Source organism: Moritella sp. (assembly GCF_013215705.1).
GTDB lineage: Bacteria > Pseudomonadota > Gammaproteobacteria > Enterobacterales > Moritellaceae > Moritella.
Map to the genome: position 1 here is coordinate 25,477 of NZ_JABSQR010000014.1, position 24,771 is coordinate 50,247.

The following is a 24,771-nucleotide window of genomic DNA, read 5'->3' on the forward strand; positions in this document are numbered from 1 at the left end:
TGTGTGTTTTGTAGCTCAACTGACGCAGGTACTGCAACCGAAGTTTTATTCGAACCGGTCTCGTGTAGTGCTTTTTTACTCGCAGCATCACGATCTTTGCGTGTCTTTGACGCTGTCTCAGAAGTAGTTTCTTGCCCATCTGGTGCTTGATCTATCTGCTTTCTGCTCAGTATATTTTTACAGAATCTAGTGATTTGAGTGAAAATGGTACACCTCGAATTAATATTAAAATAGGTTGAATTATTTATGCCGCCATATAATAGCGCTGCGTTGATAAAATGACAAAGATTGTTGACGAAATTTAGTATTAATCTTGCCTTATTGGCCTAATACGATTGATTTCTGTCTGGGTAGGTTTTTGACGGACCAATGTTCTGTTCCCCATTCTACTAGCTGAGGGATAGAGAGATCTTGAAGTTCGTTATCAGCTGGTAAGGCTAAAAATCTAAACGCATCAATTAATCCCATCTTAGCCTGACTTCGATTTAAAGCGGGTGCGTGATTCTGTTTACTTAATTTTGAGCCATCGGCATTGCAGGCCAAAGGTAAATGCAAATATGACGGTGCGGACTGTGCAAATTGAGTAAACAAGTATAATTGTCTACCCGTCGGTTCAATGAGGTCTGCGCCTCTCACAACCTGGGTGATCCCTTGGTAAATATCATCAACCACGACGGCAAGATTATAAGCAAATAGGCCATCTTTACGATGAATGATAAAGTCTTCGGCGGCCAGTTCTTTATTAATATCAATTTTACCGTGCAGTTCGTCGATAAAATAATTAACCGGTGCTGTTGTCGTTACCCGTAACGCGGCGTTATCAGCGGTTAGATGTTTGTGCTTACATTGGCCTTGATAAAAAGCGCCCTGAGCGTGGATCTGTTTACGGGTGCAGTTGCAGAAATAGGTAAGATGTTGTTGGCTAAGTTGAGCAATGGCGTCGTTATAAGCGGCGCTGCGTTGGCTTTGATAGATAACCTCACCATCCCAATGTAAGCCAAAGGCTTCGAGAGTGGTTAAAATATTGGCTGCCGCACCAGCGACTTCGCGTGGAGGGTCAAGATCTTCAATACGCACTAACCAAGTACCTTGGTTGGCTTTTGCTTGTAAGTAGCTGCCAACAGCAGCAATCAGGGAGCCAAAATGTAATGGTCCTGAAGGTGAGGGCGCAAAGCGTCCTACATAGCTATTGGACATAATATAGAGTTCTTTAAATAAAAAAAGGCTACAAATAGAAAGAGGGCTAATAAGCCCTCAATAAAATCATGTCAGTAGAAACTGATTAGCCAACCATTTGCTTTTCTTTAATTTCAGAAAGCGTTTTACAGTCAATACATTGTTCTGCAGTCGGTCGTGCTTCTAGACGGCGGATACCTATTTCGATACCGCATGTGTTGCAAAAACCGAAGTCATCATTTTCAATTGCTTGAAGTGTTTTTTCGATTTTCTTGATCAGTTTTCTTTCACGATCACGAGCGCGAAGTTCTAAGCTAAATTCTTCTTCCTGGGCTGCTCGATCCACTGGATCTGGGAAGTTTGACGCTTCATCCTTCATATGAACCACTGTGCGATCAACTTCTTCACGTAGTTCATTACGCCAAGCACTTAAAATCTTTTTGAAGTGATTGCGTTGCTTCTCGCCCATGTATTCTTCACCAGATTGTTCTTGGTAAGCTTCTACACCTGCGATGGCTAAAACACCGAGTAATTTTTTCGCTTCAGGCATGCTATCTCTCCTAGTCCGCATTACGCCACAATATTACTGAGCACTGCTAAGCAATATTTATGGGCGGTATAAATACCAGAAACACACAAACTGCGCAAACTAAACTGGTAAATTGTTCAATTACACCCTCTTTCGGGTTACTTTTGATGTGACTTTAGTCACAATTGAATGAAATTTGTTCTACCAGTGAAATTTTGTCTGTTTCTATTGTACTCGCGTATGCGAATACTTCAACTCCTTGGTTAATGGCCTGCTTAACAAGATCACTATAGTCTCTATCTAAGTGTTTCGCAGGTTTTAGGGTCTTAATTCCGGTGTGTTGAACGACAAATAATAATACCGCTCGGTGTCCGCTTTTCTTTACAGCCATCAGCTCTCTAAGATGCTTTTGCCCGCGAACACTGACAGTATCAGGAAAATAACCACAGTCATTTTCTAATAAACTGGCACTCTTTACTTCGATATAACATTTACCGAGTTTTGGATCATCGAGCAAAATATCAATCCGGCTATTTTCATCGCCGTACTTTACTTCGGTGGTTAGATGTTCATAACCAGTGAGTTGTGCTATTGCCGCTGATGTTATGGCTTCTTTAGCCAGTTGATTGGCCCTCATGGTATTAATACAGATCATATCACCATTGGCTTTTTCGGTGAGTTCCCAAGAGCGTGAATATTTCCGCTTGGGGTTATCCGATGTCGAGTACCAAATGGTATCACCAGGATCGCCACAGCCGGTCATTGCCCCGGTATTGGCACAATGGATTGTTACTTTTTCACCATTCTCAAGAATGACATCGGTTAAAAATCGTTTGTAGCGTTTTATTAACGTGGCGGGCTGTAATGGACTCGGATACTGCATAATAATGCTCAATAATAGAAAACCAGCGTAGAGCATAATAATTTTTTGCAGATAAAGCTATACGCAAGCACGATGTTACAACACCATAATTACGTTTGTAGTAGTAAGGAAATTAATTGAATTGAGACAGATCCCGTCGCCATTGTTTATCTTCTTCAACATCCGCTTTTTGCCATATTTGTTTTACGTTAACGCTAAGCTGACCATCAATCTCATTAGCATTAAGGGTGAACGTGAGTGGGTTGGCGATATTGGGTTGCGACAAAATCTGTTGGTCGTTAAATACTTGCTCGACGATACATACTGAGGTTTTATCTGGGCTGGCGGCATCCCGCGCCAGTGGGTTATTACAATTATTCATTATATCGCCACCGTTTGGATATAACACGCCTAATTGTTGATGTTGGCTACCGATAGAAATATCGAAGTATATTTTTTGGCTAGCAAGGTAATGATAGATATTGGCAGATAATGCCGATGGGGCGCGTTCTTTCTCGTTATAAAAACGCGATAGTTTTAAGTAGGTAGAACTGCCCCCAGGTGCGGTTACATCTGCTGAACGGGTATATTTATGTAATATCTGCATATGATGTAGTGGCAGTTTCCAGCCCACTTGTACTTGCACTTTGACATTACCATTACTGAGTTCTTCAACCGCGGTAATACGGGTTTGTACTTTGGTATTGAGGATGGGTTCGATGACTTCGGTATCAATGCTGTCGCGTACTTTTAATAACTGCGCTAGGTTGAACTTCGGACTGCGGGCATGCGCTGAAAATAACCGTTTTACATCATCCAGCACCGACGTCAGCCGCATAACTTCATGATCTTGTTGGCGTATTAATCTGGCGCTTTGCTGAGTTGTGATCTGTTGTTCGGCAATGGCTAATTTTATCTCGCCTAAATTTTTTAAATGATTATCGAATTCGTTATCCAGTGTGATCAGACTTTTTTCTATGCTGACGTTGTTACGTAATATCGCCATACTCCTGCCAATGTAATGTTCATCAAATGTTGCCCGTATTTGCTGCACCACAAATACCTGACCTTTATATACGTCCTTATCTTTGACTATCTGTGGTTTGTTTTGTGGGGTGATATTAATGTAAGCGGCTTGAATAATCGGCACATAGTGTTTGTAGTTGGTGAGATCAACTGGTTTGTTCATTAATTTATAATTACGCACATCAAAGCTGGCTTTGATATGGGCTTTTTCTTGCATAATTTGTTTGGCACTAACAATGCTTTCACCATTAGTAAGTTGGTGGGTAATCGTGTAGGTTTTTGACCAAAAGCCCACGTGAGCAATAGCACTACCGCTATAACTGAGTATCACTAATAAAGGTAAAAAAATAGACAGAGATAAACGCATAGTAAGTTCCTTTTGCTATTCCTTATAAATAATAGACTTAAATTTAATGATTGGTGTTTTTAGGGTAAAATCATCCTATTACTGATTAATTCATTCTATCCTGAGAGGCCTTTGTGGCAGCGTTACCGATCACTTCCGTATTACCAACTCTATTTACGGCCTTAAAATCATCGAATCAAGTTATTCTGCAAGCGCCTCCGGGTGCCGGTAAGTCAACGTTATTACCGTTAAAACTACTGCAAGAGAAGATCTTTAGTGGCCGTATTCTGATGTTAGAACCGCGCCGTCTTGCCGCGCGGAATATTGCCACGTTTATGGCGTCGCAGTTACAACAAAAGGTCGGGGAGGACGTGGGTTATCGTATGCGTGGCGATACCAAAGTATCGACATCTACGCGATTGGAAGTGGTAACGGAAGGGATCTTAACGCGGATGATCCAGCAAGATCCGGAACTAAGCGATTATGATTTGATTATCTTTGATGAGTTTCATGAACGTTCATTAAATGCGGATATCGGCTTGGCGTTTGCGTTGGAAGTGCAACAAGGCTTACGTGATGATTTAAAATTATTAGTGATGTCAGCAACACTCGACAGCGAAGGGCTACAGAAAATGTTGCCTGATGCACAATTAATTACCGCGGAAGGACGCTGTTTCCCTGTTTCTTATAGTTACCACCCGATGAATTTACAGCGCAGTACCATCAAGCAAGCGTTATCCGGATCAATCGTCGCAACGGTTAAATTAGCATTGCAGCAGCAGGGCGGTAATATTCTGGTATTTTTGCCAGGGGTGAGTGAAATTAAACGTTGTCAGCAACAGTTGCAGGAATTGGTGAATGAGCGTCTGCATGTTTTACCTTTATATGGGCAACTGACTCAGCAGCAACAACAGGCGGCGATTAACCCTATCGCCGCAGGGCAACGCAAGATTGTATTGGCGACCAATATAGCCGAAACCTCATTAACCATTGAAGGTATTTCGGTGGTGATTGATTCTGGTCTTGAGCGCAAAGTCAGCTTCTCGCCACGTTCTGGTGTCAGCCGCTTACAAACAAAGCGTATTAGCCAAGCATCGGCAACACAGAGAGCCGGACGAGCAGGGCGATTACAAATCGGGCATTGTTATCGTTTATGGCGCGAAGAAGATCACAGCCGCTTAGAGCCACAAATAGAACCAGAAATTCTCGCCGCGGATTTAACTTCAACTTGTTTGGAGCTAAAGGTGTGGGGGGTTAACAGCTTTGCTGAATTGGCGTTATTGGATCAACCTTCAGTGGCAAATGTTGATTACGCCGAAGGCTTGTTAACTGATTTAGGGGCGTTAGAGTCAGGGAATTGCAGTAAGCATGGCCAAGCATTGGCTGCATTTGGTATGTCCCCACGGTTAGCGCATATGTTATTAACGGCGCAAGCATGGGAAGATGAATTGCCGGGTATTAGTTGGTTAGCCTGTCGATTAATCGCATTGCTTGAAGGTAGTGAACGCTTACCGCTTGATTTGGACTTTGCATTGCAACAAATGGCATCGGGGCAATTTAATCAAGCCAAACGTCAAGCACAGCAATGGGCGCAGCGCTTTAGCTTCGTTAAAAAAAGCAGCCACCACAGAGATACTAACGCCTATACCGGGTTGTTATTAGCGTTAGCGTATCCAGACCGCATCGCCCAACGTCGAGACAATACTGGGCGGGGGCAAGCTGGCCACGGCCAAGATGTGTTGTATATGTTAAGCAATGGACTTGGGGTTAAATTGATGAACGACGCCAGTTTAACCAGTGCCGAGTTATTGGTTGTTGCTGATTTATCCTTAACCGAACAAGGTGCCGATGCCATGGTGTATAACGCCTGTGCCCTCGATCTCGTGGAATTACAAACTTGGTTACCGCAACTGTTTAGCCAGCAGGCATTTGTACAATGGGATTTAAAAGCCCAGAAATTGATTGCTGAGCAGCGCCAATGTTTAGGCAAGTTAGTATTATCACGTAAAGTATTAACCGATATCACGCCTGCGCAAAAGCAAACTGCTGTACTGGCCGGTATTCGCAAAGCGGGTTTGTCGGTATTGCCGTGGAATGAGCAAAATAAAGCCTTACTCACACGTTTACGTTGCGCGCATCAATGGCTACCTGAATTGGGCTTTGTTGATTATAGTGATGATGCTTTGATTGGTGATTTAGAAAATTGGCTATTACCCTACTTAACGGGGGTAACAGGGCCTGTACAGATGAAAAAGATCCCGTTAACAGAGGCGTTATTATCGCGATTAGCGTGGTCGCTGCAGCAACGTTTGGATAAAGAATTACCCACCCATTTTACCGTGCCAACAGGCTCAAAAATTAAATTACGCTATAACGATAACAGCGCGCCAAGTTTACCTGTGCGTATTCAAGAGATGTTTGGTCAAGCCAATAAACCCGCGGTTGCCAATGGTCGCGTGCCGATTGTGATTGAACTACTGTCGCCGGCTCAACGTCCGCTACAGATAACCCAAGATTTATTGGGTTTTTGGAATGGCAGTTATGCCGAGGTTAAAAAAGAAATGAAAGGTCGCTATCCAAAGCATTATTGGCCAGATAATCCACTTGAGGCGATGCCCACTCGACGGGTTAAAAAACATATGTAGGAAAGCAGCCATAATTAATCGGAATCTGCTATTATCCCGCAGAGTTCGTTTCAGACACATAAAAGAAGATTTATCATGACTAAAAAAATCGCTACATTGCATCCCCGTAATCCACATCAGGGACGTTATGATTTAACTGCCTTAGTTAAAACATACCCAGCGTTAAAAGCGTTTATAACGCAAAATCCTAGTGGAGAAGAAACGGTCGATTTTAGTGATGATAAAGCCGTCATTTGCTTGAATAGTGCATTATTAGCCCATTTTTACCAAGTACCAAATTGGCAGATCCCGACCGGTTATTTATGTCCACCAATCCCAGGACGTGCTGATTACATTCATTATATTGCCGACTTATTGGCAGAAATGAATAATGGCGAAGTACCAACTGGTAAGCGTGTTAAAGCGTTAGACATTGGTACCGGTGCCAACTGTATTTATCCTATTCTTGGTCATCGCAGCTATGGCTGGGGTTTTGTGGGTACCGATGTAGATAAAGTTGCTGCAAAAACAGCGAATGTGATCGTGCAAGCAAACCCGAGCTTAAGCAAAGCGATTAAGATTGTATTGAAAAAAACGCCAGGCAGTACCTTTAAAGGTGTAATTAAATATAACGACAAATATGCGGTGACGATTTGTAATCCTCCGTTCCATGCATCGATGGCGGATGCCGCAGCAGGCACTGAGCGTAAGATTAAAAATTTACACAAAGGTAAAGCAGCGCCAACCGATACCACTAAGTTGAACTTTGGTGGACAGCATTCTGAACTTTGGTGTGAAGGTGGCGAACTACGCTTTGTCAAAGACATGGCGAAAGAAAGTAAAGATTTCACTGCGCAAGTATGTTGGTTCACTAGTCTTATCTCAAAGGGTGAGCATATCGAAGAGCTTGAACAGTATTTACAAGGACTTGGCGTAAAACAAATCCGTGTGATCCCGATGTCACAAGGTCAGAAAGTCAGTCGTATATTAGCGTGGAGCTTTATGGATACTGACGAGCAACAACAATGGGCTGTCGATAATTGGTCGAAACATGGGTAAGGGTACTGGTAAAACAGACTGGTAGTCGGCGTTATATTTAGGTAAATTAAAACGGCAAGCATCGCGCTTGCCATTTTTATATCTGGGATGCTTTAAATTCAGAGGAAGATCGTATGTTGGTATGGTTAGGTTACAGTTATTTAGTATTGAGCATTATTACATTGCTGGTATATGGAAAAGATAAATGGGCGGCTAAACGACAGGCATGGCGTACACCAGAGCGTACATTGCACTTGTTGGCGCTGTTAGGTGGTTGGCCTGGTGCGCTCATCGGACAAAAACTCTTTTCTCATAAAAAAAGTAAAATCAGCTTCAAACGTATTTTTTGGTTAACGGTTGTTGGTAATGTATTAATTGTATTCGGAATTTTTCAAATTGATCCGAGTTATGTGGTTGTTGGCTAGTTTTAGATATTAAAATTTTCGCCTGATTTACACATATTTACGTTATCTATACTATGCCTTTGTTTTGTTGTGTTATACCATTTCGGCCTTATTATGCTAATTACTGCTATTTTAAACGAAGACTGGGTATTCATTAAATGTCGTCAATTAAGAACAATAAATTACAATTAGTGCTGGTGTGGGTGCTATTAACCAGCGTATTGCTTGGTATTGTCGCGCTATTACCGCTGAGCGATAAAGTCGAGACCAGTTCTGTGATAAAGGCTGCGCCGATTACGACAATAGCGCTTATCGATGAACCAGTATCGCCTGATGAAGCAAGTGCGACGAACTCGATGGTTACCGAATCAGCAGTGGCATCAATCGCTGTCGAATTGGCCAAGTCTTATCCCAAAATAATTAACTATGTGATCCAAAAGGGTGACACCTTAGGGGCTATTTTTGAGCAATTGGATCTAAGCCAAAAGAGTCTATATCAAATTTTGGAAGTGGATTTAAACGTGCTGGCATTAGACAGTATTAAACCGGGACAAATGTTAATCTTCACTGAGTTTGAAGGAGAATTAACGCGTTTGGAATTACAAATAAGCTTAGCGCAGCAAGTAATTTATAAACGCCAAGGTGATAGTGGTTTTGAATTTGAACAGGTAAATGTTGATGGTGAATGGCGCGAGCACAGCTACATTGGCCAGATTGAGTACAGTTTTTCAGGGTCTGCAAAAAAAGCGGGATTATCGTTATTTGAAGCGCAATTTATTGCCAGTTTATTAAAAGATAAAATTAATTTTAGCCGTGATTTCCGTATTGGTGATACGTTTAAAGTATTGGTATCTCGTCAATATATAGGTGACCAACTGACGGGCGAAAACCGTATTGATGCGGTGAGTATTAATAATCGTAGCCGTAATATTAGTGCCTATTTGTATGAAGGTGCTTATTATGACGAAGCTGGTTTAAGCATTGAACGTGCTTTTGTGCGTCGTCCAGTTAGCAGTAAATACCGTATATCATCAAGCTTCAATCCAAAGCGTTTACACCCAGTTACCGGGTTGTTACGCCCGCATAATGGCACCGATTTTGCGACGCCGATTGGTACACCTGTTTTCGCTACCGGCGATGGTGTGGTATCTCGTGTGCTTAATCATAAGTATGCTGGTTTATATATCGAGATCTCAAACGGTCAAACCTACCGTACTCGTTTCTTGCACCTGAGCAAGGCGTTAGTGAGAAAAGGCCAGCGGGTTAAACGCGGACAAAAAATTGCATTATCGGGAAATAGTGGTCGTATTACCGGACCACATCTGCATTACGAACTACATATGCGCGGTCGTGCGGTGAATGCCATGACGGCAGATATTCCTATTGCGTCAGCAATTGATAAGCGCCAGCAAGCGGCATTTAAACTGGCGTTAAATAATTACCATGCGGCTTGGGAACAAGTTAAAAGCTAACTTTACCACGCATATTTTTGGTTTTACCACGCTGAGTTTTGGTGTCCATACGTTTCTTTTTGGCATTACGACTCGGCTTGGTAGCACGACGTGCCTTTTGGATCACTGTCGCCTGCTTAATCAGTTCAATTAAGCGTTCAAACGCCACCTGCTTGTTAAAATCTTGACTACGCGACTCCTGACTTTTAATGATAATGACGCCATCTTTGGTGATGCGATGATCATTTAACGCCAACAACCTTTCTTTATAAAACTCAGGTAATGACGAGGCTTTTATATCAAAACGCAGATGGATCGCGGTTGATACTTTATTGACGTTTTGACCACCGGCACCTTGTGCGCGGATAGCCTGGATATCAATTTCTGAATCGGGAATTGATACATTGCTAGAGATGAAAACCATTATGAACCTTGGTGTTATATTACTGTGCGATATTAAGCAGACCGACGTTGTGTTAGTTGTGCGTAACCTAGCGTCTGGTTTGCGATGCGCCTATGGTACTCTTGTTTGATGCGATTGTTAATTTTCAATTGTCAGGGGGTGTTATCTTTTATGCGATTAGAGAATATTGATAGTGATAATTAGGCCAGTCAAAGAAGCGGATGCTAAAGCCTTATCTGCGTTACTTTCCCAACTCGATAACGAAACGCCGTTTATGGCCATGGGGGATAACAACAGTGCGACTGAACTCAGTGAGCATCTGGCCTTATTTATCAATTCAGCAACCCAGGTGCTGTATGTGATAGAGCAGGACGGCCATAAGCTGCTTGGTTTTGCGATTGGTATAGCAGGTTATATCAGTGGTGATAGTCATACTGCGTCTTTGGTTATTGGTATTGTGCAAGCGAGTATCGGTAAGGGGCTTGGTCAGCAATTATTGTTACACGTTGAAGCGTGGGCTCGGCTGCATAAATTACAACAGCTAGAATTAACCGTCATGATAGACAATGAAAACGCGATAGTCTTTTATAAACACGCTGGATTTAAGCAACAAATTGCAAAGCCAGCAGGGATGATTGGCGAGCTGACGGAAAATGAATTATATATGGTAAAGGTCGTTTAAATCACCTTGCACTAGTTGAGTTGTGGGGTGTGAACAGGGTAAACTAGGCATTCTTTATTACGTCGTTTTATGAGATCGTACTTGATCATATTTGACCGTATTTGCTGCAATTTCTAGGACCCTTTCCTTTGGCTAAACGTCCCGTAAGTGATGACACAAAAAAGACTGTCACGAAACGAAAATCCGCTGCAAGAACAGCAGCAAAGAAAACCACAACAAAATCCCCAGTCAGAAAAACAGCCAAGAAAAAGACTAAAAAAGCAAAAGATCGTACTTGGACTCGCAGTATCATCATTTTCCTCCTTAAATTTAGTCTGGCTTTTTCGGCTATCTTTATTCTTTACGGCATGTATTTAGACAGTAAAATTCAAGCACGATTCTCTGGTCCTATTTGGAAAACACCAGCGCAGATTTATGCGCGTAGTTTAGCGTTAACACCTGGTATGTTTTTACCCCATGAAAAGTTGGTCGAAGAGCTGGTATTACTCAATTATTTAAAAGTAGCAAAACCGCGTAGCGCCGGGCAATTTTCTGTCTCTAAGACCAAAGTGGAATTATTTCGCCGCAGCTTTACCTATCTTGATGGCACCGAGCCTAATCAAGCGCTATTTTTAACCTTCGCCGATAACCGCTTAGTCAGCATTCGTGATCAGCAAACCGGTAAATACCTTCATTCTGTTAACCTCGATCCTATGCTAATTGATACCTTACAAGCACCCAATCAAGAAGACCGTATCTTGGTTGAATTACAAAATTACCCACAACTGTTAATTGATACCTTATTGCTGGTGGAAGATCGTAATTTCTATCATCATAGCGGGGTATCACCGGTTGCTATTATTCGCGCTGCATTCGCTAATATGAATGCCGGGCGTACTGTACAAGGTGGTAGTACCTTAACCCAGCAATTAGTGAAAAACTTCTTCTTAACCCGTCAGCGCAGTTATTGGCGTAAGTTTAACGAAGCCTACATGGCGATATTGATTAACTACCGTTTAAGTAAAGACGCGGTTTTAAGTGGTTATCTTAATGAAGTGTATTTAGGTCAAAATTACAGTGACGGTGTTTATGGTTTTGGGCTCGCGAGTTACTTTTATTTTGGTCGCCCAGTACCAGAGGTAACCATAGATCAGATGGCCTTTTTGGTTGCTGTAGTCAAAGGACCGTCGTTTTATGATCCTTGGCGTTATCCTGAACGTGCGCTTGAACGTCGTGATATGATCATTCGTTTATTGTCTAAAAATGGCAAGATCAGCACCCCTGAATATCGCGCGGCTATCTCGAGACCGTTAGGTATTATTCCACGTGGACACATGAGTATCTCTAAAGTACCCGCGTTTTTATCCTTGTTACGTCGTGAGTTAAAAACCACGTTTGGTGATGTCTTGTATGATCAATCGGGATTAAAAATATTTACCAGTTTAGATCCGCTTGCCCAGCGTGCCGCTGAAACTGCCATTACACAAAGTCTGCCACGGTTAGAGAAAGCCCGTAACATCTCGGGATTAGAAACTGCAATGGTGGTAACCGACCGCCATTATGGTCGTGTGATTGCGATTGTGGGTGGACGTAATACCCAGTATGCCGGCTTTAACCGGGCGCTTGATGCTTCACGTCCGATTGGCTCTGTGGTGAAACCAGCGATTTATTTAACGGCGTTTGAACAAGGTTATGACCTTAACTCACCATTAGAAGATAAACCGCTACGGTTAAATAATCAGTACGGTAATAATTGGCAACCGAAAAATTATGATCGTAAATACCGTGGTGAGGTGCCGTTATATCAAGCCTTGATGCAGTCGCTCAACGTGCCAACGGTTAATTTAGGCATGGCACTTGGCATTGATAATGTCATTGATAGTTTAAAACGACTGGGCGTTGAAAAGGTCGATAATCACTATCCATCGATGTTATTGGGGGCACTAAATATGTCACCATTTCAAGTTTCACAAATGTATCAAACGATTGCGACAGCAGGGGAGTACCATAAGTTAACGGCGTTGGTGGCCGTGGTTGATGCAGAAGGTGATCTGGTTTATCAACAAAATTTAAAAGGTAGTCGCCGATTCTCGCGTGAAGATACTGATTTGACGATTTATAATATGACATTGGTGGCCAAGCAAGGCACTGCGCGGCGTTTAAGTTGGCAATTTCCGGGTATTAACTTTGCCGGTAAAACCGGTTCGACCGATAACCTACGCGACAGTTGGTTTGTTGGCTTAGATAATCGTGATGTAGTGACCGTCTGGGTGGGACGTGATGATAATAAAACCTCGACATTAACCGGTTCGAGCGGGGCATTGACGGTATTTGGTGATTACATGAAATTGCGTAGTGCCGATAGTTTGGCGATAAATTAGCTGAACTGAATTCCGTCGGTGACATCAACAACTAAAAACGGCGAGCTTGAGAGCTCGCCGTTTATCTATCGATTTAATTCATCAGACAATAAATACCGTCATGTAATGATATTTTCTATTTAGAAGTGACCTTCTAAACCAACGAATACACCGTCAATGGTTGCATCTGCTTTCACGTCATCAACTTTAAAATCAAGTTGTTGAATACGGTAACCTGCGCGGAGAGACCAATCTAGTACATAACCAGGGTTGAGCATGAACGCAAGGCCGATTTCAGCATCGCCGTATACATCACCTGTAATACCTATGGCATTGACCATCGCAAAGGCTTTAAGTGGGAACATAGGTAAGCCAACTTCACCATAAGCATAACCCATAGGTAGCGGGCCTTTGAATGACACATCAGTACTGCCGTCTTGGAAGGTACCGTTTAGCTGACTCCACGTTATACCTGCATCTAGTGATACCAGGTCATTGTCTAAGAATTCATAATACAGCGTGAAATCGACTGTTTTCAGACTAATGTTTTGGTTCGTGCCTTTGCCTTCCACATCTATATTTGAAAAGCTAAGTGCAGCATTGGGAATTAGTGGAATTGGGTGTTCAAATTTAGCGTAGATACGGTAGTTATAAGTATCTTCGTAGCTAGTAACAGCAGAGTGGCTATCGATTTGCATCGAGCCATCAACACCTGATTGCCATACATCAGCACCAAAGTAGGTGCCAAGCATATCAGCCGTTACGTTGTTTGAAAGACCAGTCAGAAGAGTTAGTGCAAGTAGTTGTTTTTTCATAATGAGTCCATGTTCATTTATATAATTTAATCGCGCAACAGTAACAGCAAGCGTCCTTAGTTAATAAGTATTAGACATTTATCCATCAAATCCTAATGCTATTAACTCACGGTTAATGCTTTCGGCCGGAGTGGAAAAAAGTTTAGCGCTAATGTTAACTTTTATAAAACCGTTCGCATACGGTTAATTTTGCTGGTCATTATACATTTTGCAGTTAAATAATCATGCTAAATGGGTTATTTATGTCATTTTAACTAAAGTAGTTAAGCTTATTTTAGACTGGTACTTTTACGAGGTAAAAAAAAGACCCAAAAAAGCCCTAATAATAGGGCTTAACAAAATGATAAAAATGGTACTTCTATCATACTTTTAGGGTTTAAATTGTTACGCTAATTTAGCAAAGCAACGTTCAGCGGCTGCAATTGTCGCTTCAATATCGGCACTGGTATGTGCAGTTGATAAGAAACCGGCTTCAAATGCAGACGGTGCAAGATAAACACCTTCAGCTAACATAAGGTGGAAGAATTTCTTGAAACGTTCGGTATCACACTTACAGACATCAGCAAAACCAGTTACTTCAGCTTGGTCGGTAAAGAAGAAACCAAACATTCCGCCGACATAGTTTACTGCTAGTGCAATATTTTGGCGTGCAGCAGCTGCTTTAAGGCCTTCTGCTAATTGCTTGGTGCTGGCACTTAATTGTGCAGCCACTTCTGGTTTGTCAATTTCGGTTAATGCCGCTAGGCCTGCCGCCATGGCAATTGGGTTACCTGACAATGTACCTGCTTGGTATACCGGACCTGTTGGGGCAATGTGTTGCATGATCTCTAGTTTACCGCCAAACGCGCCAACTGGCATACCGCCACCGATCACTTTACCTAATGTTGTTAGGTCTGGTTTTACTTGATAGAGCGCTTGTGCACAACCCGTTGCCACACGGAAACCTGTCATTACTTCATCAAAGATAAGTACCGCATTGTATTTATCACAGATGCTACGTAAACCTTGTAGGAAACCGTCTTGTGGTGGAATGCAGTTCATGTTGCCAGCCACTGGTTCGACAATGATACAAGAGATATCTTCTGGGTATTCAGCAAATAGTGTTTCAACTGATGCTAAATCATTGAACGTCGCTGTCAGTGTAAGCTTAGCAAAATCAGCCGGGATACCGGGAGAGCTTGGCTGACCTAATGTTAATGCACCAGAACCCGCTTTAACCAGTAGTGAGTCAGCATGGCCGTGGTAGCAACCTTCAAATTTTAAGATCTTGTCACGATTGGTGTAACCACGCGCCAGACGGATCGCACTCATGGTTGCTTCTGTACCAGAGCTAACCATGCGGATCTGGTCCATTGATGGCACCATGGCTTGTACTTTTTGCGCCATGATCACTTCGATTTCAGTCGGTGCACCAAAACTTAAACCATTTTCAACGGCAGCAAGTACTGCAGATTTGATTGCGGGGTGGTTATGACCCAAGATCATTGGCCCCCATGAACCAACATAATCAATATAGGCATTGTCATCTACATCATAGATACGCGCGCCTTCGGCACGTTGAATAAAGAGTGGGCTACCACCCACGCCATTGAATGCGCGCACTGGTGAGTTAACGCCACCAGGAATAATTGCTTGAGCTTGCGTGAAAAGTTGGCTTGATTTAGACATCTGCAATCCTTTTATCTACTGTCAGAGACGACATATATAAGAAATAGTAAAAAATAGTAAGAAATATTTTAGGGCGTTATTATACCTGTTAAGTGGTGTAAACGTAGTTTTTTTACATTTTTAGCGGCTCGCAGCTAACTTGTCTTTGTTTTCATCGGCAGAATCGTTAAAATAGCGCTTTATTTTTATGCTTCTTCACGACACAAGGCCGACATGTTTAAGATTATTAAACCACGTTACATCGTATTATTAGCGCTCGCTATATTATTGGGTTATGGTTTTTATTACCTGAAAAGCATGGAGTCAGTAGCAAAAATAGTCATGAAAGATGATGAAATTGCACGGTTAAATACTGGTTTAGCAGAAACGACTAAAATGAAAGCCCAGATCGAAGCTGAACTGCAAACCAGCGAAATAGTGGTGGAACAGTTAACTGAGCAGCAGCGTATTTTATTTAATGAAAATGCCGAACTAAAACGCCAGTTGGTTTTTTATCAACGTATCATTGCGCCAGAAGACGTCATTAATGGTGTTAAATTAGAAAGCCTGACATTCATTCCGGAAGTGAGTGAAAACTATTATTTTATGCAGTTAGTATTAATGCAGGTGCAAAAGAACAAACGTCATATTAAAGCCACTGCGGATTTAGTTTTCTATGGTAGCCTAGCAGGAGAACCTGCAGAGTATACTTGGAATGAGTTAGTTGATGACACACAGCAACAACTCAAGTTTTCATTCCGCTATTTCCAAACGATAGAAGCATCGATAAAATTCCCACTGGGTTTTGTGCCGGAACGGGTGCTCTTCATTGGTAAGATAAAGGGTAATCGTTGGAATTCGGGCATCAACTTAAAACAGAATTTTGACTGGAGTGCAGTATTGCAAAACAGTGACTCGATCTTTGGGTAATTTCCTGCCCTTAGTGCTACTAACGTTGAATGCTGATAAACGATAGTTGACTGAATTAGTCAGGTATTAGATAATTGAATGTATAAAACGAGATTAAGTGAGATCAGATATGGAACTATTTACAGACGTTGGTGCAACTCAGACTAACAATAACGAAGTTGTTGAACAAGCTGTTACATCTGTTGCTGTGGAAGCAAGTGCAGATGATATGGTATTACCCATTCATTTTAGTGATGCGGCGGCAGCAAGAGTGAAAGAATTGATCACTGAAGAAGAAAACCTGGCGCTGAAATTACGCGTGTATGTGACTGGTGGCGGTTGTTCTGGTTTCTCTTATGGTTTTACTTTTGATGAAAAAATTAATTTTGGTGATACTGTTATCGAAAAAAACGGCGTGACTATGGTTGTTGATTCAATGAGTTTACAATATTTAGTTGATGGCACGGTTGATTACATTGATGGCTTAGAAGGTTCACGCTTCTTGGTAAACAACCCGAACGCAACAACAACATGTGGTTGTGGTTCAAGCTTCTCAATCTAAGCGCTGGCTTAGTTAAACATTACGATGATCCGTACTTAACCGTCGTTAAGTACGGCATTTTATATTATTTTTGTAAACAGCCGTTATTCCCCTCATATTTTGTTATCCCGCCTTAGATTATAAAACTCAGATTATAAAAAAGTTAGTGCTTATAGCTTATTTTTCAATGTTTGTGACTGGTCGTCTTATTTTTTTATTGTGAGCATTTATCTCTGGTTAAATATATTGCATTATAGATATTCAATTGTGTTCAAAGGAATGATAATGAATAACTTTACAGCGCAGGTTATTGTTAAGAAGCCATTATTTCAAGCATCAGTGCTCGCCGCCGCATTTGTATTATGGATGGCAAGTGGCACCGGTGGCGAGCGTGCTGAACAGGCTGATGGCACGACCAGCAATACAGCCAATGTCATTGTCGAAAAACCCATTCCACAAGTGCGAACCGAACTATTTGAGGCGCAGTTAGTTGCTCGTTCAATTTCTCTTTATGGCCGCACGGCAGCCGATCGTGAAACCAACCTCGGTGCTGAGATAGCAGGCCGAGTTTCGGAAGTGCTCGCCAAGCGCGGCAGTTTTGTTAATAAAGGTGACATCATAGTGCGCATGGAAAAAAACGACCTGCCGCAGTTATTGTTACGTGCTAAGACCTTATATAAACAACGTGAAATTGAATATGAAGGCGCGAAAAAGCTAGCTGCACAAGGTTTTCAAGGTAAAGCCCGGTTAGCTGAAGCGGCAACCGCATTAACGGATGCATCAACTAATGTCTTCACCATTAAACTACAGTTAGACAAAACCGTCATCATTGCGCCTATTTCCGGTATTTTGAATGAACGCCATGTGGAAGTTGGCGACTATTTAGCGAAAGGTAATCCGATTGCCACGATCGCGGATATTAATCCATTGATCATCAAAGCGGATGTGACTGAGCGGGATGTTAGTAAAGTGAAATTGCAACAAGTCGCCAAAGTACGCTTAGTCAGTGGCGAAGAAATTGAAGGTAAAGTACGCTATATTTCTCGGGTCGCTAACGCGGCAACCAATACTTTCCGTATTGAAGTTGCGATTGATAATGCCGATTTAAGTTTGTCGGCTGGTGGCAGTGCCGAGCTGTCATTACCATTACGTCAAGAGTGGGCGGTGAAGTTATCACCATCAACACTCGCCTTGGATGAAAAGGGCGTTATTGGAGTGAAAACTGTCGTTGATAAACATGTGGTATTTATTCCCATTGATATTCTTAAAGCGGATGCCCAGGGTTCTTGGTTAACGGGGTTAGGTAAGCATCCTGAAGTGATCACTGTCGGCCAAGGTTTTGTTCGCGCGGGTGACAGAGTCGATACCGTATTAACGAGGACGAAATAATGAACGGTATTATTTCTGCTGCGTTAAGTCATCGCCGCACCGTTATCATGCTGCTTCTGCTTATTTTAATTTCGGGCAGTGTGACTTATCTTAATATTCCCAAAGAAGCGGAACCGGATGTGCCGATCCCGTTTATTTATGTGTCGGTTAATCACCATGGAATTTCCCCAGAAGATGGTGAACGGGCGTTATTACGGCCGTTAGAGCAAGAGCTTCGCGGTATTGATGGTCTCAAAGAAATGGTCTCGACAGCCAGTGAAGGTCATGCGTCAATCCAGCTGGAATTTCATGCCGGTATTGACAGTAATATTGCCTTAGCCAGTGTCCGCGAAAAAGTCAGCCTAGCTAAAGCCCAATTACCGGATGATTCGGAAGAGCCGGTGGTCAAAGAGATCAGCATGGCAACGCAGAAACCCGCGCTGACGGTTATTTTGTCGGGTGATGTTTCAGAACGCGCATTAATCACGGTATCACGCGACTTAAAACAAAAAATCGAAGCACTGACTGAAGTACTGGAAGTCAGCGTGGGTGGCGATCGTGAAGACATGATTGAGATCTTAGTCGACCCATTATTAATGGAAAGCTATAACCTCGATCAGAGTGATATTTATAATCTTATTTCGCGTAATAACTTGTTGGTTGCAGCGGGTACGCTAGACAGTGGTCAAGGCCGTTTTCCAGTGAAAGTACCGTCGGTATTTGAATCGTTAAAAGACGTACTTGATTTACCGGTCAAAGTCGACGGCACGCGTGTTATTACCTTTGGTGATGTGGCTGAAGTACGTCGCTCCTACAAAGATCCCGTGTCGTTTGCCCGTATTGATGGTCAAGCCGCGGTATCACTGGAAGTGAAAAAACGACCGGGTGAAAACATCATCGAAACGGTTGATAAGGTTAAAGCCTTAGTCAATCAAGAAAGTGCCTATTGGCAGGGGGTGATTAAAGTTGATTTTACTGCCGATAGTTCTGAAGATGTGAAAGATATGCTCAACGATCTGCAAAACAACGTCATGTCAGCGGTAATACTGGTGGTTATCGTGATTATCGGTAGTCTCGGCGCTCGTAGCGCATTTCTGGTGGGTATTGCTATCCCAGGTTCATTCTTAGCCGGTATTTTGATGCTGGCTTTATGGGGTTATACTATTAACACGGTTGTGCTATTTGCTTTGATTATGGCGGTTGGCATGCTGGTGGATGGTGCGATTGTGGTGACCGAGTTTGCTGATCGTGAAATGAACGAAGGCCGCAGTAATAAAGAAGCTTATGAACGTGCGGCGAAACGTATGGCTTGGCCGATTATTGCCTCTACGGCCACCACATTAGCGGCGTTTGCACCGTTATTGTTCTGGCCAGGCATGATGGGTGAGTTCATGAAATTCTTACCGTTAACCTTAATTACTACACTGAGCGCCTCTTTGGTCATGGCATTAATTTTCGTGCCAACCTTAGGTGGACTTATCGGGCGTCGCCGTAACCTATCCGCATTAGAGCAGAAACAAACAGAACTGGCAGAAAATGGCGATGTCACTCAAATGCCGGGCCTGACGGGTTGGTATATTAAAGTGCTTAACGGCGCGATTAAAAAACCCTGGTGGTGTTTAGGGGCTGCGCTGTTATTTTCTTTTGCCGTGATCAAAGCATACGGCGTTTATGGCCAAGGTTCGGAGTTTTTTCCTAATGTAGAACCGCCCGGTTTTAATATTATTGTGCGCTCGCAAGGTGATTTATCTATCTACGAGCAAGACACGTTAATGCAGCAAGTCGAAGCCAAATTACTGGGCATGCCAGAGATTGAAACCTTGTATGCACGGACTGGTAAGAATAATAAAAATGGCGAACAGATAGGTACATTGCGAGTTAACTTAGTGGATTGGCAGCAACGCCGTAAAGCCGACGAGATCATTACTGATATTTTAGTGAGAACATCGACATTAGCTGGCATCGAAATCGAAGCCCGGAAAGATGAGAGTGGTCCACCGCAAGGCAAAGATTTACAGCTGGAATTAAGCTCGCGATATCCGGAGTTATTAGAGCCAGCACTGGCCACTATTCGAGACTTTGTGGCGACGCAGGGCATCTTTACCAATGTCAGTGATAATGGCGCAAAACCGGGTATTGAATGGCAGATTAAAGTTGATCGCGGTATTGCCGCTCGTTACGGTGCTGATGCCTTGTTAGTGGGTAATAATGTCCAGTTTGTGACTACCGGTTTACGTCTTGGTGGTTATCGCGCTGATGATGTTGATGACGAGATGGATATTCGCGTACGTTTCTCTGAGCAATACCGTCATATCAGCCGGCTAGAAGACTTGCGTTTAAAAACGACAGCAGGGCAAGTTCCATTAAGTGTTTTTTCAACCCTGACCGCAGAGCATAAAAAAGACTCGGTGCGTAAAGTTGATGGTCGCCAAGCGTTAAAAATTGAAGCAGATCTATTACCGGGTTATAACTTAAATGAACAACTGCCTAAGTTAATGGCATTAATGAAAGGTTTAGAGCTGGATCCGCGTGTGACAATACGCTTACGTGGTCAAGATGAAAACCAGAAAGAATCGGCTGAGTTTTTGAAAAATGCGCTATTAATTGCATTAGCGGTAATGGCGATCATTTTGGTGACGCAGTTTAACTCTTTCTATCAAGCATTTTTGATTTTAACGGCGGTGATCTTCTCTACGGTCGGGGTATTCCTCGGTTTGATGATAGTACAAGAACCGTTTGGTATCGTCATGTCAGGCATTGGCGTGATCTCGTTAGCCGGTATTGTGGTGAATAATAATATCGTGTTAATTGATACTTACAATGTCCTTAAGCAAGAAGGACTGACTGCGGTGGAAGCGGTATTACGCACCGGGGCGCAACGTTTACGGCCGGTGATGCTGACGACTGTGACGACCATCTTAGGCTTGATGCCAATGGTATTGCAGATGAATATCGATATTGTTGAGCGCACCACCACATTTGGCGCACCATCAACACAGTGGTGGTCACAATTGGCCACCGCGGTGGCGGGTGGATTAACCTTTGCGACGGTACTGACCTTAGTATTAACGCCCTGTATGTTGGTATTGGGCGATCGAATCAGTCAACGTTGGAATAAAGGCAAAGCCGTGGTAAAGGTGAACGCTGTTGACTGTGATGCAATGATGTACTTTGATGATGAGCAGCATGTCGCTTATTCTTCAGAAAAACAGCGTTCTGAAACTATTAGCTTGGGTATAGACCTCGATTAACGACTGAATTCCCAGTTCAGTCTGGTTATTCGCAAATGATAAAACACCGGTACTCAGTGAGTACCGGTGTTTTTTATAACATCGAAAAGTGTAATTTAAACGCTAGTATTATTTAATCTTGCAAGCACGCCAAACTAATAATAACCACGACAACATCAGACCGCTGCCACCGAAGGGCGTGATGTTGCTTAACCATTTTTCACCAGTTAATGCATAAAGTATCAAAGAGCCACTGAAAGTAATAATACTCACCAATTGTAGACCTGCGACCCAGTTAAAACGTCCTTCAGCAAATTTATTATCTAATAAAGCCAAAAACAACACACTTAACGTATGAATAAATAAGTAGTCTCGCGCCGTCGCAAAGTTAGCAACCCCGTTATGTAATACCAGCTGGGAATGCCATAAATGTGCACCTAACGTGCCCACGAGAATATTGGTAAACATTAAAATGGAACAGATGATCAGGAAATACTTGAGTTTGTTGTGCTGCATGGTGTGGTTACCTTACCTTTAATAACTAGAAATAAATCAGTCGAAAGACTTAGTTTGTTGTAATACTTCATAAAGTTGTCATTTATCTTACATTTTTTGTTCATATTTATCACACATCTTTGTCATATTTCACCTTTAGTATTGATTCCAATTAAAGCAACTACTCAACTACTTAACTACTTATTTTTTATATTTGTTAACACAATGGAATCTAAAATGAAAAAATCACTACTTGCACTGGTATTACCAAGTCTATTCGCCTCAACGGTTGGCGCGGTTGAAGTTTATAATGATGATAACCAATCTGTTAACGTATATGGCCGTGCTTATGCAGGACATGACTTTAGCGGTGAAGATAAAAATGCTAACTATGGTAATGATACTTACATTCGTATTGGCGCCAAATTAAAATCAGACATCTCTGAGTCACTATCGGTATTTGCTCGTTATGAACTACAGTGGGATCTCGCTGACGGTGAGAAACAAGACAAAACCAAAACCCGTTTAGCGTATGTTGGTCTTGACAGTGATGTTGGCGCATTCAGCTTTGGCCGTCAATATGGTGCGGTTTCTTTAGTGTCAGACATTACTGATACAGCTTATACCAATGCATACGGTGGCAATCTTGGGGTAGGTAAAGACCACGATGGCACTGGTCGTGATAACAGCTTATTAAAATACAGCAACAAATTTGGCGCTTTGCAGCTCGATGCTTCATACCGTCTTGACGATGCCCAAAGTGATGCAGAAAGTGATGCAGCTTATGGTTTAGCAGCGGCATATGAGCTTGATTTTTGTTTAACACTAGCGGCTGGTTTTAATGGCAGTTCACCGACTGATGACTATGATGCATCAATTTTCTTACTTGGTGCGAGTTACAAAACAGGTCCGGTGAAAGTGGCGGCAACATTTGCACAAGGTTCAGAGTTTGCAGCTCAAAATACCGACCACACGGCCTATGAATTAACAGTAGAATACAAGATCAGCAAGCAACTACGTGCACAAGTATTGTATAGCGCCCAAGAACTTGAAGACAACACAACATCAGTAACAACAGACAAAGTTGATGAGTTAGTATTTGGTGTGCGTTATGACTTTAACAAGAGCCTACGGTCGGTTGCAGAATACCGCATCAACGGTGTTGACGGTATGGATGACGATTTCCACCTCGCGGCACGTTACAGCTTTTAATTGTTAGATTAGTTATCGCGGCGTTAAATTAGCGTCGAAAAATGAATATAATTGAATGTGTAAAAGTGGTTAATCTTCGGGTTAACCGCTTTTTTGTATGCAGTTATCTATCTACTTCATATTCAAACCGTAACCTAGTTGTGTATCGCTTGAAAACAGTTGATAATGACTCGAAATTTCTCGTCGGGCATTTGATTTAGCCTCTTAGCTTAACAAGTCGGATAAATACAATGCAGCAATTAGACCTTAGAACCTTCATTTGTCCTTTACCATTGATAAAAGTAAAACTATGGTTAAAGCAAGTTGAGCTCGGCACCGACACTATCGTATTACTGACCGATCCTGGTTCTCGTCAAGATATACCTAAATTTTTAATCAGTCTTGGTCAAGCAGTTGTTGAATTAGAAAATAGTCCATTAATGTTACGTATTAAGGTCACTAAGCTAACGCAGCACTTATCTCTCACCCAGCTAAAAACTCAATCTTAAGGCAATCACAATTTATGATCTCTGTCGTATCTCGTTGGTATCAGGAACGTTTTTCTGACCCACATGCAGTCACTTTATTCTTACTATTAGTATTCGGCTTTTCGGTTATTTATTTCGCTGGTAGCCTAATTACACCGTTCTTAGTGGCTATCGTATTGGCTTATTTACTGGATTGGCCATTAATACGACTAATGCGTTTAGGGTTGTCTAGAACCTGGGCAACAGTGATTATTTTACTGCTGTTTGTCACCATGATGGTGATGCTGACGTTAGGGTTAATACCGACCGTCTGGCATCAAGGGGTAACACTGGTTAAAGCAATGCCTACTATGCTTAAGCAAGGTCAAGAATTCTTGCTGATGTTACCACAAGAAAACCCGGATATTTTTAATGCCGAGTTGATTAAAACAGCCTCGCTGGCAGTGCAAGATCATGTGGTTAAGTCTGGTGAGATGATATTAAGTGCTTCTTTTTCGTCTTTATTTGATATTGCTGCGATCCTGATTTATTCAATTTTAGTGCCGTTATTAGTGTTTTTTATGCTGAAAGACAAGACTATTCTGGTCAAAGCCTTAGTGAGTATTTTGCCGCAGAATCGTCGTCTGGCGATGGAAGTATGGACCGAAATGAATGGTCAAATTGCCAATTATATTCGCGGTAAAGTATTTGAAATTATCATTGTTGGTTTTTGTACTTGGTTAGTGTTCTTCTTTACTGATTTACAATATGCAGCACTGCTGGCGGTATTGGTGGGTTTCTCGGTATTAATTCCTTACATTGGCGCGGCGGCAGTGACTGTCCCTGTGATGGTTGTAGGTTTATTCCAGTGGGGACTAACGCCAGAATTCACTTATATGATGGTGGCTTACGGTATCGTACAAGCACTCGATGGTAATTTATTAGTACCGCTATTATTCTCGGAAGCGGTAAACTTACACCCCGTTGCGATCATTATGTCGGTATTAGTGTTTGGTGGCCTGTGGGGTTTCTGGGGCGTGTTCTTCGCTATCCCATTAGCAACTTTAGTGAAAGCTGTATTGAATGCTTGGCCTAAACGCGGAGATACACCAGTTGACGTTTAATTAAACTGTAATTTCTGTGTTGATTTTTGATTTCATAAAACAGCCTGTGTTTCCTCGTTATTAACGTTCGGTAACTGGGCTGTTTTTTAATTTTTTGCCACTAG

General features: G+C 42.3%; 21 protein-coding genes. 13 read left to right on the top strand and 8 right to left on the bottom strand.

All coding sequences use genetic code 11. The features are described 5' to 3' along the window. Positions 1-318 precede the first annotated feature (318 nt). The 4 genes from gluQRS to HRT96_RS10900 form a co-directional block, all read right to left on the bottom strand. Entirely contained in the window at positions 319-1,197 is an 879-nt protein-coding gene (gene gluQRS / locus HRT96_RS10885) for a tRNA glutamyl-Q(34) synthetase GluQRS (RefSeq protein ID WP_293156208.1), read from the bottom strand. Between the two features lie 85 nt (positions 1,198-1,282). Beyond that, complete coding sequence (gene dksA, locus HRT96_RS10890; protein WP_293141949.1) at positions 1,283-1,726, bottom strand: RNA polymerase-binding protein DksA; 444 nt, start codon at positions 1,724-1,726, stop codon at positions 1,283-1,285. Positions 1,727-1,880: 154 nt separating this feature from the next. Next, positions 1,881-2,588 (bottom strand): DNA/RNA nuclease SfsA, encoded by a 708-nt coding sequence (gene sfsA / locus HRT96_RS10895; RefSeq protein WP_293156211.1) that lies wholly within the window; start codon positions 2,586-2,588, stop codon positions 1,881-1,883. 112 nt (positions 2,589-2,700) lie between these two features. After that, complete coding sequence (locus tag HRT96_RS10900; protein WP_293156214.1) at positions 2,701-3,960, bottom strand: sugar fermentation stimulation protein; 1,260 nt, start codon at positions 3,958-3,960, stop codon at positions 2,701-2,703. Positions 3,961-4,073: 113 nt separating this feature from the next. Here HRT96_RS10900 and hrpB point away from each other — a divergent pair, with 113 nt between their 5' ends. From hrpB to HRT96_RS10920, 4 genes are all read left to right on the top strand, one after another. Continuing rightward, positions 4,074-6,584 carry an ATP-dependent helicase HrpB gene (gene hrpB, locus HRT96_RS10905; RefSeq protein ID WP_293156217.1) on the top strand — a complete coding sequence of 837 codons (2,511 nt, stop codon included), beginning with the start codon at positions 4,074-4,076 and terminating at the stop codon, positions 6,582-6,584. Between the two features lie 75 nt (positions 6,585-6,659). Continuing rightward, positions 6,660-7,622, top strand: coding sequence for a 23S rRNA (adenine(1618)-N(6))-methyltransferase RlmF (rlmF, locus tag HRT96_RS10910; RefSeq protein WP_293156220.1), 963 nt, complete (start codon positions 6,660-6,662; stop codon positions 7,620-7,622). A gap of 113 nt (positions 7,623-7,735) precedes the next feature. Beyond that, positions 7,736-8,026: a DUF1294 domain-containing protein gene (locus HRT96_RS10915; protein WP_293156223.1), complete on the top strand. Its 291-nt coding sequence runs from the start codon at positions 7,736-7,738 to the stop codon at positions 8,024-8,026. A 137-nt stretch (positions 8,027-8,163) separates the two neighbouring features. After that, entirely contained in the window at positions 8,164-9,477 is a 1,314-nt protein-coding gene (locus HRT96_RS10920; RefSeq protein WP_293156226.1) for a peptidoglycan DD-metalloendopeptidase family protein, read from the top strand. Here the strand turns inward: HRT96_RS10920 and arfB are convergent. Beyond that, positions 9,467-9,880 (bottom strand): alternative ribosome rescue aminoacyl-tRNA hydrolase ArfB, encoded by a 414-nt coding sequence (gene arfB, locus HRT96_RS10925; protein ID WP_006032830.1) that lies wholly within the window; start codon positions 9,878-9,880, stop codon positions 9,467-9,469. The two genes, HRT96_RS10920 and arfB, sit on opposite strands and share 11 nt — an antisense overlap. A 172-nt stretch (positions 9,881-10,052) precedes the next feature. On the opposite strand from arfB, the gene HRT96_RS10930 reads away from it, so the two are divergent. After that, complete coding sequence (locus tag HRT96_RS10930; protein ID WP_293156229.1) at positions 10,053-10,541, top strand: GNAT family N-acetyltransferase; 489 nt, start codon at positions 10,053-10,055, stop codon at positions 10,539-10,541. A gap of 128 nt (positions 10,542-10,669) precedes the next feature. Then, a complete protein-coding gene (gene mrcB, locus HRT96_RS10935) occupies positions 10,670-12,901 on the top strand; it encodes a penicillin-binding protein 1B (protein WP_293156232.1) in 2,232 nt (743 codons plus the stop codon). Positions 12,902-13,020: 119 nt separating this feature from the next. Here mrcB and HRT96_RS10940 read toward each other — a convergent pair whose 3' ends face one another. Both HRT96_RS10940 and hemL read right to left on the bottom strand, forming a co-directional pair. After that, complete coding sequence (locus HRT96_RS10940) at positions 13,021-13,695, bottom strand: TIGR04219 family outer membrane beta-barrel protein (RefSeq protein ID WP_293156234.1); 675 nt, start codon at positions 13,693-13,695, stop codon at positions 13,021-13,023. A gap of 384 nt (positions 13,696-14,079) precedes the next feature. Further along, a complete protein-coding gene (hemL, locus tag HRT96_RS10945) occupies positions 14,080-15,363 on the bottom strand; it encodes a glutamate-1-semialdehyde 2,1-aminomutase (RefSeq protein WP_293156237.1) in 1,284 nt (427 codons plus the stop codon). A gap of 213 nt (positions 15,364-15,576) precedes the next feature. On the opposite strand from hemL, the gene HRT96_RS10950 reads away from it, so the two are divergent. The 4 genes from HRT96_RS10950 to HRT96_RS10965 all read left to right on the top strand — a co-directional run bounded on the left by HRT96_RS10950 (position 15,577) and on the right by HRT96_RS10965 (position 21,411). Further along, on the top strand, positions 15,577-16,272 hold the full coding sequence (locus tag HRT96_RS10950; RefSeq protein WP_293156240.1) for a DUF6776 family protein: 696 nt from the start codon (positions 15,577-15,579) through the stop codon (positions 16,270-16,272). Positions 16,273-16,480: 208 nt separating this feature from the next. Beyond that, positions 16,481-16,813, top strand: coding sequence for an iron-sulfur cluster insertion protein ErpA (erpA, locus tag HRT96_RS10955; protein ID WP_085983555.1), 333 nt, complete (start codon positions 16,481-16,483; stop codon positions 16,811-16,813). Positions 16,814-17,077: 264 nt separating this feature from the next. Beyond that, positions 17,078-18,181 carry an efflux RND transporter periplasmic adaptor subunit gene (locus HRT96_RS10960; RefSeq protein WP_293156243.1) on the top strand — a complete coding sequence of 368 codons (1,104 nt, stop codon included), beginning with the start codon at positions 17,078-17,080 and terminating at the stop codon, positions 18,179-18,181. After that, positions 18,181-21,411, top strand: a complete 3,231-nt coding sequence (locus HRT96_RS10965; RefSeq protein WP_293156245.1) for an efflux RND transporter permease subunit — start codon at positions 18,181-18,183, stop codon at positions 21,409-21,411. Before HRT96_RS10960 ends, HRT96_RS10965 begins: the two co-directional genes overlap by 1 nt. A gap of 108 nt (positions 21,412-21,519) precedes the next feature. On the opposite strand, the gene HRT96_RS10970 is transcribed toward HRT96_RS10965, so the two are convergent. After that, positions 21,520-21,906: a DUF423 domain-containing protein gene (locus tag HRT96_RS10970; RefSeq protein WP_293156248.1), complete on the bottom strand. Its 387-nt coding sequence runs from the start codon at positions 21,904-21,906 to the stop codon at positions 21,520-21,522. 216 nt (positions 21,907-22,122) lie between these two features. Here HRT96_RS10970 and HRT96_RS10975 point away from each other — a divergent pair, with 216 nt between their 5' ends. The 3 genes from HRT96_RS10975 to HRT96_RS10985 all read left to right on the top strand — a co-directional run bounded on the left by HRT96_RS10975 (position 22,123) and on the right by HRT96_RS10985 (position 24,667). Then, entirely contained in the window at positions 22,123-23,097 is a 975-nt protein-coding gene (locus tag HRT96_RS10975) for a porin (protein ID WP_293156251.1), read from the top strand. Between the two features lie 230 nt (positions 23,098-23,327). After that, positions 23,328-23,585: a sulfurtransferase TusA family protein gene (locus tag HRT96_RS10980; protein ID WP_293156253.1), complete on the top strand. Its 258-nt coding sequence runs from the start codon at positions 23,328-23,330 to the stop codon at positions 23,583-23,585. Positions 23,586-23,599: 14 nt separating this feature from the next. After that, positions 23,600-24,667, top strand: coding sequence for an AI-2E family transporter (locus HRT96_RS10985; protein ID WP_293156256.1), 1,068 nt, complete (start codon positions 23,600-23,602; stop codon positions 24,665-24,667). Positions 24,668-24,771: the final 104 nt, after the last annotated feature.